At 55.0% G+C, this 13892-nt stretch carries 10 protein-coding genes; 7 read left to right on the forward strand and 3 right to left on the reverse strand.

The annotated features are described in order from the left end of the window. Positions 1–552: 552 nt before the first annotated feature. Together KBY88_RS15270 and KBY88_RS15275 are read left to right on the forward strand one after the other, a co-directional pair. On the forward strand, positions 553–1563 hold the full coding sequence (locus KBY88_RS15270) for a class I SAM-dependent methyltransferase (RefSeq protein ID WP_254940796.1): 1011 nt from the start codon (positions 553–555) through the stop codon (positions 1561–1563). A 406-nt stretch (positions 1564–1969) separates the two neighbouring features. Continuing rightward, positions 1970–3094 carry a glycoside hydrolase family 130 protein gene (locus KBY88_RS15275; protein WP_254940797.1) on the forward strand — a complete coding sequence of 375 codons (1125 nt, stop codon included), beginning with the start codon at positions 1970–1972 and terminating at the stop codon, positions 3092–3094. Between the two features lie 427 nt (positions 3095–3521). Here KBY88_RS15275 and KBY88_RS15280 read toward each other — a convergent pair whose 3' ends face one another. Both KBY88_RS15280 and KBY88_RS15285 read right to left on the reverse strand, forming a co-directional pair. Beyond that, a complete protein-coding gene (locus KBY88_RS15280; protein WP_254940798.1) occupies positions 3522–5684 on the reverse strand; it encodes a calcium-binding protein in 2163 nt (720 codons plus the stop codon). Positions 5685–6735: 1051 nt separating this feature from the next. After that, a complete protein-coding gene (locus tag KBY88_RS15285; protein WP_254940799.1) occupies positions 6736–6921 on the reverse strand; it encodes a hypothetical protein in 186 nt (61 codons plus the stop codon). A 634-nt stretch (positions 6922–7555) separates the two neighbouring features. Here KBY88_RS15285 and KBY88_RS15290 point away from each other — a divergent pair. Both KBY88_RS15290 and KBY88_RS15295 read left to right on the forward strand, forming a co-directional pair. Beyond that, on the forward strand, positions 7556–8626 hold the full coding sequence (locus tag KBY88_RS15290) for a polysaccharide biosynthesis/export family protein (protein ID WP_254940800.1): 1071 nt from the start codon (positions 7556–7558) through the stop codon (positions 8624–8626). Positions 8627–8911: 285 nt separating this feature from the next. After that, positions 8912–9454, forward strand: coding sequence for a hypothetical protein (locus KBY88_RS15295; protein ID WP_254940801.1), 543 nt, complete (start codon positions 8912–8914; stop codon positions 9452–9454). Positions 9455–11009: 1555 nt separating this feature from the next. Here the strand turns inward: KBY88_RS15295 and KBY88_RS15300 are convergent. Further along, positions 11010–11849 carry a sigma-70 family RNA polymerase sigma factor gene (locus KBY88_RS15300; RefSeq protein ID WP_254940802.1) on the reverse strand — a complete coding sequence of 280 codons (840 nt, stop codon included), beginning with the start codon at positions 11847–11849 and terminating at the stop codon, positions 11010–11012. Positions 11850–12847: 998 nt separating this feature from the next. Between KBY88_RS15300 and KBY88_RS16345 the strand changes: the two genes are divergently transcribed. The 3 genes from KBY88_RS16345 (at position 12848) to KBY88_RS15310 (ending at position 13728) form a co-directional block, all read left to right on the forward strand. Beyond that, complete coding sequence (locus tag KBY88_RS16345) at positions 12848–13159, forward strand: IS3 family transposase (RefSeq protein WP_396103314.1); 312 nt, start codon at positions 12848–12850, stop codon at positions 13157–13159. Between the two features lie 98 nt (positions 13160–13257). Further along, complete coding sequence (locus KBY88_RS16350; RefSeq protein WP_396103320.1) at positions 13258–13515, forward strand: DDE-type integrase/transposase/recombinase; 258 nt, start codon at positions 13258–13260, stop codon at positions 13513–13515. 30 nt (positions 13516–13545) lie between these two features. Continuing rightward, positions 13546–13728: a hypothetical protein gene (locus KBY88_RS15310; RefSeq protein WP_254940804.1), complete on the forward strand. Its 183-nt coding sequence runs from the start codon at positions 13546–13548 to the stop codon at positions 13726–13728. The last annotated feature ends 164 nt before the right edge of the window (positions 13729–13892 follow it).

Here is a 13892-nt window from a genome sequence, read left to right on the forward strand (position 1 = left end):
GCACGCGCGTGGCATCCATGATCTGACCGCCGCAGTCCTCAAGCTCTTGAGCGCGGTGAGGCTTCCCAAACTGTTCGTTTCACTCACCGACGACGCTGGCGTTACTGAGATGCTCTCAAGAACGCAACCCTGGTGGCAGTGGCCACGGGGCTCATCACGGCCAGTTCGTCAATTTCCTTGATGGAGCACCTCTCGGTGATCTGGAGTTCCCGCTCTTCATTGTTGATGGTGAAGAGATGGTGCAATACCAGCCTTGCGAAGAGAGTGAGCGGCTCGCACTGTTTCCAGCTGACATTCCTCTTGTATCATTCGCTATATTCTTGATTAAGTGCGGCATGAAGGTGCCCCAAGCATGCGCCTTCTGATAGGGGCTGCTAACATGAGTGTTCTTTTGAAGGCTTTTGAATATACCCATTCTCCAATCAAGGCTTTTGCATTCGGTTTTGCTAAGGTGAGCTTACTGCATTGCAAAGTTCAAGGTCTGCCGATGGGCAAAATGGGATGTTGGAGATGTATTTGTGATGGTCATGTTGACTGCGGGAGGTCAAGTTAATGAATGTAGATAGAAGGCGAAAACTTCAAACCATTTTTTTTCTTTCCCGTTTGTTGCCAAAGGGGCCACAAGTCATTGTCATCGGTCAGCACGGAGAGCTATTGGCTGAAGGGTTGGGCAAGAGATCGTTACATGTTGATTCAGGCCAAATCGTAGACTCAGCTTCGCTCGGCGCATTAGGGCCAGTGACTCAGCAGATTGCCCTGCTTGCTGAAGATATTGAACTATGCCTAGAGTATCCATCATTGGTCAGAATCTTTGCTGATAGCTGTATTCCTTTTGTCTATGCAACTCAGAGATCTGAGGCCGAGTGCGAAGGCTCTTTGGGTAGAGTTATCGAGGAACGTTTCGAGATTTTGCGCTTTAGAAATGACAATGGGATGTATCTCTGTTTTGCGATGCCGCTGATTGGCTTGAGGCCATTGTGGCTTCAGTCCCATGCAGTGCAGCTGCGATTGCGACTCGAGGCTCAGATTACTGCGGAAAGGGCTTCCTCTGAAGGGATCGTTCCGTTCCTAAACTCTTGGGGCAAGCGGGATGAGATTGTTGCTGGGTGGGTTCCACGGGGATTGGCGATCGCAGATGTGGGCTGTGGAGCTATGAATGCTGAGGCATTGCTTCATCCGTGCTCATACTTTCCCATTGACCACGTGAAGCGTGATGATCGAACAATTGTCCTTGACTTGAATTCTGAGAGGCTTCCCGATGACTGCTTGGTTGAAGTCGAGTTGGTTCTCTTCCTCGGTGTGCTCGAGTATCTCGATGATCCTTTGCAGCATCTTGCTCAGGTTGCTTCGCATGCAAAGCGAATGGTGATTACTTACAATATTTTTGAAAAAAGAACTCGACTCGCACAATTGACTGGAGGGAATTGGAGGAGCACCTTGCACGATGAGGATTTGCGAACCGCATTTCTGGACTACGGCTACGAGATTGAGGCGTCTGCAGAGATGGGTCGTCAAACGCTGTATCTAGTTAAACCGAAAGGCATGCCGCCTCTGCGCCTCTGAGAGAATCATTGTCATCTGCCGGTTCGATAGGGGTTTAGGAGTGGGCTCCTAAAGAGAACCGTGGACATCGCTGCTCTTGGAGTGGAAGTCGATGCGCGGTTGCGGTGCCCTTAAACTTGGTCATGCAGTGATCCACGCATCAATCCTTCCGTGGACTGTAGTGAGGTTGATGTTTTCATGGACACGTTCGGCCTTAGGCTTCGATAGGGCTTAGACTTGTAAAGTCAGTGAGCCTCAGCTACTTGACGTCTATCACCTCAGTTAACGACTCAGATCACGCACTTGATGCCACGCACGTCACCCCAACGTTCAGTGCCCCTCGGGTCTAGGGATTCAGCCGCTGGGTGCGAGGAGCCTAGATGAAGGCATAGGTTGAACAACTCAGTCCATCCGTAGCTTTCGAGACATGTCCTTGAAGACGATCATGTCGCTTTTCCACTTCGGCAAAGTGACACCATATCTGAAGGAACAGTCGTGGGTGATCGGTCCGTTCGTTCGCCCCTGCGATCGGCCGATCATCACGCCCACGCCAACGGTGCTCTTTGACTGCCCCATGAAGAACGAGATGGTTCGCTGGGCGGAGAACCACACGTTCAACCCTGCAGCGACCGTCTATCAGGACACGATCTATCTCCTATTCCGTGCGGAAGATGGAAATGGTGATGAAGTTGGTGGATATACATCGCGCATCGGTGCTGCTGTGAGCAAGGATGGGATTTCTTTCGGGCTTCTACCGAAACCGTTGATCTACCCCGCAGTGGACGAATGGGCCGATGATGAATGGTGCGGAGGTTGTGAGGACCCTAGGGCTGTTGAAAGCGAGAATGGATTTTTTGCTGTCTACTACACCATGTGGAATCGTGATAATCCAAAAGGCCTGGAGAGGAGTGCAAAAATAGGTGTTGCGACGTCAAAGGATCTCAAGGAATGGACAAAGCACGGGCCAATTTTTGCAGGGACTGATGGCCTCATGCAGCCTGGAATTCCGAAATGGCACAAGGCATGTGGTGTCGTTCAACAGGAAAAGGATGGCCGGCTTGTCGCTGCAAAAATCAACGGTAAGTACTGGCTTTATTGGGGAGAGGATGCTGTTCACTTGGCAACGTCCAGCGACCTTTTGCATTGGCAACCTGTTCTTGATGCCAAGGGCAGGATCCTGGAGTTGATTTCCCCCCGCAGGGGTTACTTCGATTCGCTTCTCACTGAAGTGGGACCATCGCCCGTGCTGACCAATGATGGAATTGTTCTGCTTTACAACGGTAAGAATGATTGCCAAGGCCGTGGTGATCCTTCCATTGGACCGGGAGCTTATACAGCCGGTCAGGCTCTGTTCAGCAAAGACAATCCTGCGATTCTTGTCGATCGCATGGACAAGCCTTTCCTGGAGCCGAAACTTGCTTTTGAGACAACTGGGCAGTACACGGCTGGTACGGTCTTCGTTGAGGGTCTCGTTCTTTATCATGACCTGTGGTACCTTTATTATGGCACGGCCGATTCTTATGTTGGTGTGGCAATGGCTTCGCGCAAGTAGTTCGTGTGCCACCATTCAGTCGGGCTGGCGATACGAGCTCCCTTGCTGGCCAACCTTGCACCCGCTTTTGATCCGTCTGCTAGGGCGTCATTTCTCTTCTTAGTAATAACAGCCGGAGCCAGGCTTTCTTCCACCTAGTTGCCGTTGTTGGTTCTTTTTTGGTTCTCAATCAAGTGGGTAGATTCAGGGCTTCCTGGATGGCTTGTAGTTATTGCAAATGCCCGTGGTTGTTGCATGGGCTGACGCAGCTTTACTTCAAGAGTATGTGTAAGCCCAGCGATTTCTTGTCATTCGCATGGCAATTATTCAATATTTCATGGTGCCCATTAAAGGGGTCTCCTTCGTTGGGTTGTTCGATGGAGCACGGAGTACCTTGATGGATCTGCACACTGGCGGCCATTCCAGGCTGAGCGTCGGTGCCCGAGGTTCAGATCACAAGGAAGCTGCTATTGGTGAGTCCCAGCCCAGTTGTGAGCATTCCAAACGCAATTGCCGTTGTCGCTCCAGCACCGTCACTGTCGTAGGAGAGCACACCTGTGGCGCCGTCGTAGAGGACCCTTTGGCTGGCGGTCGTGGCAGAAGAGCCGATCAGGAATTGATTGGCGGCAAGGGCGCCGGCAGATCCGAGCGCTGAGAAGACAGCGTTTGAGAGTTCAATGCGATCCCCCTGAGCGACGGAGAAGTCGGTGATTTTGTCACGGTTCGTCAACCCATGGGGGGCGGTGTCGAACCGGAAGCGATCGGCACCGGCTCCACCCGTCAAGGTGTCAAGGCCAAGCCCTCCCAGCAAGAGGTCGTTCCTGGTGCCGCCCTCGAGGATGTCGTCACCGGCTCCGGCGTTGATGACCACTGGTCCGCGGGTGAAGGCGCTGGCATCGAAGCGGTGAGCTCCGGAGTACCCGATCAGTTTGGCCTGGTCGATGCCTGTGAGTGTGTCGGTGCCTAGACCGATCAATGTGGTGTCGGTGAGAATGAAGTCGACATCGCCGACGGCACGGACGCGGTCTTTGCCGTTGGCGCGGCCGAGAAGCGTATCGTCGCCGCCTTTGCCCTCGTAGATGACGAGTTTCCCGGTGAAGCCGGAGCCGTCCAGGGTGTTGGCTCCGGCGCCGCCAACCAATAGGGCCACTTCGATGGCGGAGAAGGTGTCGGTGCCCATTCCGCTCAACTGGGTGGCGGTGAGAGTGAAGTTGGTGTCGCCGCTGCCGAGGACCCAGTCGCGCCCAGCTCCACCGCTCAGGAGGTCGTCGCCGCGGCCACCCGCGAGGCGGTCGTGACCACGGCCGCCTCGGAGGGTGTCGTCTCCGGTCCCGCCGCTCAGGAAGTCGTCGCCGAGGCCGCCTTCGAGCCAGTCGTTTCCGCGGCCGCCACGGAGCGTGTCGTGACCGGCCAGGCCGTCGAGATGGTCAGGACCACTCGTGCCGTTTAGGTGGTCGTCGCCGGCGCTGCCGTCCGGTTCGTTGGCGTCCGCCAGATCAACGGTGACCACGGCGGAGTCGGCGAGTCCCGTGCTGCTGGTGGCCGTGACCTTGAGGTCGAAGCTCGGGGTGGTCTCGTAGTCGAGGTCGCCGGTGTCGTTGACGGAGAGGGCCCCGGTGGTGGGATCGATGGAGAAGGCGGCCTGGCCGTTGTGGTTGGGGTCTGTGTTGCCGGCCGTGATGGCGTAAGAGTGGTTGGCGAGGGGTGTCGTTCCGATGGTGCCAATGGGAGTTCCCGCGGCGCTATTTTCGGCCAGGTTGTAGTGATCCTGATAGCTTTTGGTCGAAAATGAGAAGTTATCAATCCTCGAGTTGGCGCCGAGACTTCCATCCCGCGCAAAGCCGACATGCTTTACCTTGGACGAATCAATTCCCGTGCCATTCAGGCTAACGTCTTTAAAGGCGACGACCCCATTGATGGTGCCTGTGACGAGGTTGGCAATGGTATCCCAGGTCAGTGTCACCCGAACGGGCTCCTGATTCCAAGTGCCCGATGGCGGTAAGTTGGCCACTTGTGCACTGGCGCCATTTACAGCGCCATCCAGTTCCCAGGAACCACGACTATTAAACATGAAAAACAAGCTTGTCGTCCCAGACGCCCACCAGTATTGACCGCCGCTTTTCATGAAAAAGCCGATACCTAAAAACCCAAATTCATCAAACCCAGCATCTCCTGGAGTAAATTCGGGAAACAGATCTGCGCTGATCTGATAAACACCTGACTCAATGTTGTATGGCAGAGTGGCGATTGAGGATGAGTGTGATCGATTGGGAGCGATGAAGCCATTTCCGGCCGACTCAGCGAAACTGTTAGAACCATTTCGGTAAACACTGAGCGAGGACCAGGATGTTCTTCCGATGGAAGACTCTTCCACAGCCTGCCCATTCAAGTTGGCACCAACGATCTCTTCTGGGGTATCGAGGTTGAATGAGTCGGCAAAAATGGCCTTGTAGAATGGACTTTTTATGATCGGATCAGCCGAGCTGTCGGATAGAGTGGTCTGATAAGGTGCTAGTTGCTTGCTGCTCAGGTTCGCATCACTGAATGGAGCGGCTTCATCAGTCGGCTGCCCAACGGTGTTGAAGTTCAAAAGTCTGTCAATGGTGGCCATGGAAGGAACCTTTCATGGTAAGCACAAACACCTGTAAGTGGTTTTGCTTTTTTGCTGACTTCAGCGTTATCATCATTGCTCTGGTTGAGGGCAATTCGCTGAGTTGCGGCAATGAATCTACACGTTTCACGCCAGGCCGCCTTGCCAAGGTCAGTGATTGACTGGGCCATTCCCTCTGACCGTCTCGGCCTCTCGCGCTACGGCTGGTTTGGGCCTCCTCCAGGACCGTGCCACCTTCCCCTTGGGGCGACATGATTGTTGGAAAGGATGATGAATGGGCTCAGAGGTGTTGGTTGTGCTCCCATCAGATTCGCCGCCAGTCCACCCGGGTCTCCCATGCCGCAGCTGACGTTGTGAGGTTTTGTCCGCTCAGAGTCGGCTACCCTGGATTGGCCTTCATCTCAGAACACTGCTTTCGTCCATCACTCAGGGTCTTTCCCCTTAGCGATGGGCGTCTCGAATGATTGTGTGGACCCTCCTAAGGACTTTTGACCAGGATCTTGGCAACTGAATTCAATGGATGTCTTCAACACCTACGGCCAGGTTGAGGGATTCATGCTGGGGGCGTAGGTGGTGGATTCCTTCTACGCTCCTGAGCTGGTGCGGGGAGGACGGCATCAGTGCGGAGGCCGTCGGAGATGGTCATGTTCAGCCGTTTCAGCGACTTTCTCGACACCCCTGTCGGGTGGTCACGGCCAACGGCGACCACTAGGTGTTTCCAGGCGGTGGGTCGGGGCCTAGATGCTGCTCGGCACGTGGGACCGACGCCACAAGGAACAGGCACAGCAGTCAATCTGTGCCATTCATTCACCACTAGGGTCAGGCCAGGGAAAGTCACGGCTCCATGGCAACGTCATCAGCCCCCCTTGCTCTGCTTCTCCATCATGGAGCGGGGCCGACCATTGATCACTTTCTCCGTTACCCCCTGGAGCAAAAGGGTTTTCGGCTGCATTGCCTGGATACTGGCTCACCACCCACTGGTGAGGCGGACCACTGGCTGGATCAGGCGTGCACCACGATTGTGGTTCGCTATTTGCCCAGGTCCTGGCTGTCATTGCTGCGCCGTCACCGACTGAGCGGCAGGTCTCTTGCCTACCTCATGGACGACGATCTCCTGGACCCTCTGGTCTTGCGCGAGTTGCCCCGCCCATACCGTCGGCGTCTTGAGGCTCGCATTACCAATCAAAGGCGTCAGATTCCTCTCCTGTTCGATCAGGTGCTGGTAACGAGCGACCAACTGGCCGTCCGCTACCCAAGTCTGAATCCTGTGTTGCTTCCATTGCAACCTCACCCTTCGCTGCTGTTGCAGAAGCCCCGGTTGCAGTTGGCCTACCTAGGCACAAGTGTCCATACAGATGAACTAGAATGGTTGATACCGTTGTTGGAGGAAGTTCAGAAACGTTTTGAGCAGACGTATGTGGACCTCTTCGGTGACCACACAATTCATCGACGATCCAGGCACGTTCCGCGCCTGCGAACACTCCATCCCCTAAAATGGGAGTCGTATTTGGCTGAAACCAGCTCAGTTCAGCGGGTTGACATCCTTCTCTCGCCCCTGCTTGCCACTCCCTTTAACGCTGCCAGAGCAGCTGTAAAATGTGTGGATGCTGCCCGTTGTGGCGCCGCAGGTCTTTACTCCGATCGACCACCTTACAGAGGTTTTGTACGGCCTGATGTTGACGGCTTACTTCTTAGCGATGACCAGCAGCAGTGGCTGGAAGCAATTAGCGATTTAGTGACCAAACCCCATCTTAGGATAGCCTTGGCTCATGCAGGTCGGGAAAGACTCTTGAACCTCACCAAGAAGGAATGCTTTTGGCCATCACGACCTGTTGTTGAATCCTGCACATTTACATCTTAGGCTAATCATGATGACACCAACGAAAATCTCTGCCATTGGACTTGCGCTTGGCCTGTTGATGATGCAGCCTGCATGGGCCAATAGTTTGCCTAATGCGCCAAACGCTTTTCGTTATAGGCTTGGTCCGGGAGATAGGTTGCGCATGGAAGTATTCAAGACAGAGGGCTATCAGGCGAGCGTAGAAGTCTTGAGCGATGGAACAGTCAATCTGCCACGACTAGGAAGTGTCTCGGTTTGGGGGTTAAGCCTTGACGAGGCAAGAAAGCGGATTTCGAAAGGATATTCATTGATCCTGCGCCGTCCAATTGTCTACCTTGATCTTGTTGGCTCAAGGCCCTTGAGGGTCTCGATCAGCGGCGAGGTGCAACGGCCTGGCCTTTACAGTATCGCCCAAGGGGGCAGCAACCAACTAGGGAGTGCTGGTCCCACCGGTGGTGCTACGACAATCTCCACCAGTGGATGGCCAACATTGGTTGATGCAATTCAGAAAGCCGGCGGTCTTACTGCACAAGGAGATTTGGGTAATGTCATGATTGTGCGGGCTGATGCTGGTCCAGGGTCGAAACTTAGAACATTTCATTATGACTTCTGGCAGGTGCTTAGGGGGTCAGATCCAGTCGCTAATCCATTGATTTACGATGGTGATGCAATTTCAATTGCCAGGGCGGATAAGCTCTCTGAAGCCGATTTGTTGTCCGTTGCTTCGTCAACATTTGCGCCCGATACGATTAGTGTGAATGTCATTGGTGAGGTCATGAGCCCCGGAAACCAGAGCATTAAAGCAAACAGTCCCCTTTCTCAGGCGTTGCTCTCGGCTGGTGGCTTGAATCGACGCGCAAGTAAGACGACAATCAAGTTACTCAGGCTCCAGTCCACAGGGGCAATCAAGCAATCGATTATCTCCTACAATCCAGCAGCTTCGCTTGGATCTCCGGAGAATCCTCCAATGCAACAAGGCGATACATTGATTGTTGATCGCCATGGATGGGCGAAGCTAAACGATAGCCTTAAGTCAGCAGTTGAGCCCATTGGCCCCCTGCTCAACGCCACATCCATTTTCAGGCTTCTTGGCGGATTCTGATCAGCTTCTCGTGGCGGGGCCTCGCCCCTCCCCGCCCTCATTGTTTGCGAGGTTGATCTATATTACTTCAGGGTTTCACATTCTTATTGCCTTCAGATGTCGCTTCTATGGCTTAATTGATTGAGTCAGCAATGTTGATGAGGATGCCTCGCTGCCAGCCTCAATCCTTTGCGGCTGCCATCACGCCGAGATGTGACTCATCTCGGCGTGATTTTTTTACATCATAGCAGTTGTGGGCGAAGGTCATGTCAAATGTGAGAGGATGGCGATAGTATCGCGTGCTTCATGACTTCAAGTAGAAGCCTTGCTCGTCGCTCCAAGCATTCGCAAGTAGAAATCAAAGCAACTCCTGAAAAAAATTTGCAATCTGAGCTGTGTGAATATATTCTTTGCACAGAAAATCCGCTGAGATGTCTGCTCGCAAAAAGCAGGATTCAGAAGCTGCGCGAAGGATGTTATCGGTATGAATCGACTGGGATCTCAATTGGAGGTAGAGAGTTTGGTTCGCGAATCTGGATTATAAAAAGAAGCGTCCGAGGCCCCTCGCTGATTATCAATGCCGTGACTAGATTTGCCCGCGACCAGAATGAGCAAAGCCAACCGGCGAGTGCCAGGGTTTTGATCAGAGTCAAGGCGAATCAAGGCGGTCTTGACGCTGTGGCCACGATTCAGATTGCAAGCAAGACGATGCGGGGGCCGCTCTACAGAGCAGTTGCGACATTGGTTGCCGAAGCTCTTGTGTTACGTCTTGAAGAGAGATTTAAGAAGAAGTTGTATAAGGACGTCGTTCAGTGGTTGGCACAATCAAAGGGATTGGTTGTTCAATAGGAGCGTGAAGGGGTGGCTTTCACGTGGGGTACACTTCTTGACTGCCATTATGCCGCTTGAATGTCTGGTCATGCCAGTATCGCTTAGGTTTCATCTGATGGCAGGTTGATCCACACTTGATTGGATTGGCTGTGTTCGCTGATGTCCCGAGTCAACGAGATCGACGTCACCTGTCAATCTGAATGACACGGTAAACCTGGCCACCGTCGATGTGCTCGTTGGCGAGCACATCGGCGGCCGTTGGCTTCCTGGCCTGTGCTGGCGCATGCTTCTCTGGGCAGGGGATCACCTGCCGCCGGGTTCTCTTCGGCAACGGCTCCACCTGCCGCTCAGGGTCTGGCGCAACGCCGCCGCCCCCTGGAATCCGTACCGGGCCCCACAGCCCGCAGACCAGCAGGAAAGTGGAACGTTATGGCTTCCAGACGACTTCGCCTACATCAAAATCATTCTGGCGGAATGGGTCTGCGTGCACAGACTCCGTGCCTCCAGCTGCTGCTGATCGGCCCGGATCTCCGATACCGCGCCACCGATGTCCGTTTGCAACCGGAGCGTTATCGCGGCGTTCGGTGAATCCGATTGTTGGACGAGTTTTGTTCATGCCAACTGCATCAATGTGTGCTACTGGATCTCGGTGGTTCTATCAGGGAGAGGCTTCCTGAGGGTCTGATCAAGGATGTCTTGGACAACTGGTGCGGCCTAGTGATGTGAATCCGGCTCTAGGCTCATCGCATACTCCAGCCAGTCCAGCTGGTCATACGACATCGTGTAGAGCTTGCTGGCACAAACCAAGCACGTGAGTCGTGGTATCAGCAAATCTCGAAGATCGTTCGAGAACTTCTGCAAAGCCTGCCGCTGCCCCTTAAGGAGAATCTCTTTGTCGTTGTGGAGAGCGTTCCGGTAAAAGTTATAGTGTGTATGGTCATTTCGGCGAATTCTGAGGAGCTTGTATTGGTTGCCTGCAACCAAGAGGCCCGCCATCGCGGTAATTCTTGAAGATGCGCATATGTATTGGGACATGACCCTGAGCTCGTGTAGTCGTTCTGTCTCTTGCTGCCAGCTGCAGAGTTGTACCAAATTGAAATCCTCAATGCTGCACTGATGCTCAAGGTAAAGGAGTGTGTCGATGTTGATGCTTGTCGAGTCGTAGGACTTCTGCGGTAAAATGTCGGTTTTAATGGGCTTTTCGTCTCGAAGGTTGGCGTGAATCGACCGACGTAAGCGTTCCCTGTATCGATGAAACCACGCATGAATCAATGGAGCATATGGGCTGCATACCAACCAAAACGAACCCGAATAAAGACAGGATCATGTTCTTTTAGAACGCAGCATAGTGGTTCAAGTCTGCGGCGATCCGATGCGTTTTTTCTTCTTCGTCAATGACTTTCATCGCTTTCCCCTATGGTGACGGAGCATACGAGCCATACGCCCAGAGCCCCATGACCCAGTGAGAGATCACATCCGGGGCCTCGAGCAGCCTTGATGACCACCGATCAGAATGGCAGGTCCAACGTTGGAGTCATCACCCCTGCCATCGCCAGAGCAAGTCACGCCCAGCTCAAACAGGATTCAGCATGGGCGTTAGCTTGCGGCGTAGTTTTACAAAGGCATGACGTTCGATGCGTTGCACTTGATCTTTAGTTCGTCCCGTGAGCTGAGCCACCGAGGCATAGGACAATTGTCTTTCCTGGCAGTGTCTTAGTTTCAGGACATGGAATTCCTTCTCATCAAGCTGCTGCAGGTGTTGCTCCATCCAGTGGTAGTCCTCCTGCGGTCGCAGCTCACTGGGATCGGCCACCAGATCCAGGAGGGTCATCTCATTTTCACCGCCGGCCTTTTGATCGAGGGAAACCATATGGCTACGGCGAGCGGCTTGAATCGCAAACTGGAGTCTGGCTTCGGTTTCCCCGAGTTGCTGGGCCAGCTCGCGGGAACTGACTGTGCGGTCGGAGCTCGCCAGGATCGACGCAGCCCGTGTGGCCAGGTCAATCACGTTCACCGGCAGTCGGATCGAACCTGTTTGCTCCTGGACATAGCGGTTCACGGCCTGGCGGATCCACCAGTAGGCATAGGTTGAAAATTTGTAGCCGCGCCTGGGGTCAAACTTTTCCACGGCCCTCAGGAGACCGATGTTGCCGGCCTGCACCAGGTCCATGGAATCCAGCCTCAGCTGGATGATCCGTCGTTGACGCATTTTGACCGCGGTGACCACCAGTCTCAGGTTGGCGCTCACCATTCGCTTCATGGCCCGACGTCCTCGCCGTTCGAGATCGCAGCACTCTCCGCTGTCCTGCTGCCAACGCTGAACAATGGTCCCAAGATGAAGCTCTTCTGCAGGGGTGAGTAAAGGAATGCGGCCGATTGTGTGGAGATAATCGCTGAACGCATCTGATGGCATGAAGTATTCTCTTTTCTTCCGTGGCAATTCTTGTATAGAAAGCGAGGGATCATGGGGTGTTTACCCGCTACCCCCCGCGTATGCGCCGCATACAAGCCGCAACACACCCTTAATCGCCACACACAGGTCTCGGAATGGCGTCGTTGCTACTGACTTCAGGGCCAGATCGGGCCCTCAACACATTCGCTGACTTACACATATTTGGTCACAACTTCAAGTGGTGAGCGGTGCAACGATTTTCCTTAGAGTGGTGCTGTGCATGGAACCCAGGGAGCCGCTCTGTCAGCTGAACCGCTGTTTTCGCAAGCCCGAACCTCCACCTCTTCCATTCCCACCAAGCCTGGAATGACTCGAGGTCTGGGCTGACGAGAGGCCTGGGACGTGTCCATGAGAACACGCGCCATTCGGCGGGGAGCCGCCTTCCTGGTCTTTCTGAGCGTTAGCCGCGTCTCTTTCACGGTAAGACCTTGAACGAGGCGTAAAAACCGAGGTCTCCAGACTGAGGTTTTGGGGTTGCCCCGGTTCCGTGGGCAGGTCTCTAGGGGGTCACGCCATGACCATCAGTCTCTTCGTCGATGACCAACCCCACCTAGACCCTGCGCCGATTCACGGCGCCGCAGAATCAGGAGGCTGTCGCGTTCTGCCTCCAGGAAGGCCTCTCCTGCTCTGCCGTTACCTGGTGACGGCTCAGCCTTCCCTCCAGCAGCCTGGCCCGCTGGGTTCGCCAGGCCCGGATTGACCGTGGTGACGGCGGCCCCAGGGACCAGGGCGTGCTCAGCAGCGAGGAGCGCGCTGAACTCAGCCGTCTCCGTCAAGCGGTGCGAGAGCTCAGGGGGGAGAACGATTTCTGTTCAGGCTGGCGGCAGCGCACGTTGCGTAGCCCGTAGGAGTTCCGCTTGCGATGAGAGAAGCTGCCGCCGAGAGGTCGTGCCTGATCGATGCACTTGGCGAACGACACTCGGTGGCCTGGCTCTGCCGCCAGATAGGAGTGGCCCGCAGTGGCTCCTACGCCTGTAGGTAGCGGCAGGAGGCGCCGGGAAAGCGGGCGGCCGCGAATACTCAGCTCACTGTTGAGATCGAGGCGGTGTCCCCGGGAGCACCGCGGTGTCTACGGATCCCCGCGGATTCACCAGGAGCTGCGCGCTGCAGGACATCCGGCAGGACGCCACCGTGTCGCCCGGCTCATGCGTTGTGCCGAGCTGCGGGCCAGGACCCGTCAACCGATCCGGCCCTGCCACAATGGCAGGAGCGGGGCCTCCGGGGTGGTAGAGGAGCTGCAGCAGCAGGACTTCCAGCCCCCGGCCCCGTAGCCGCAGGCTTCTCGCGCAGCGAGTCTCGCTGCAGGGCGGGTGACATCACCTGCATCCGCATCAGCGCCGGCTGGCGGTATCTGGCCGTCTGGATCGATCTGTTCAGCCGCCGTGTGGTCGGCTGGAAGCTGGATCACCGCATGGATGCCGCTCGGGTGATCGAGGCTCTCAACCGAACCCTCGGCCACCGGCATGTGGAGCGGGAGACGCTGCTGATTCACTCGGATCAGGGCCGCCAGTACCGGGCTGCTGACTACCGCGATCTGCTCAAGGAGCAGAAGATCGTCTGCAGCATGTCCGCCAAGGGCTGCTGCTGGGACAACGCCGTGGTGGAGAGCTGTTTTTCCACCCTCTAGCCGAAGGCTTCTGCGAAGCAGTAGCTGGAGTTGGACCTGGATGACAATCGAGAGGAGCTGATCTCACCCCAGCAGCTGCAGCTTGATCTGGCCTTCTGGATCGAGGGTTCCTACAACCGCGAACGGCGCCATTCAACGATTGGCTGCATCAGGCCGATCGACTGTGATCAGAGGTTCATCGCGACCTTTACACTCACCCCTGTGAATCCCTGATCAATGTCCACGAAGTCGTGGGAACCCCAGGTCAGGCAAACTCTGGGCAAGGCCGTCCGTTCAGGTGCCAACGCGGCACCATGACCGTAATGAGCGCATCTATGGACCTCAAGGCTTCAATCAGGTAATGACTGCTGATTCCGGAGTAAATCTGCCCTGTCTTT

The sequence above is a fragment of the Cyanobium sp. Morenito 9A2 genome (genome assembly GCF_024345575.1).
Taxonomy (GTDB): domain Bacteria; phylum Cyanobacteriota; class Cyanobacteriia; order PCC-6307; family Cyanobiaceae; genus ATX-6F1.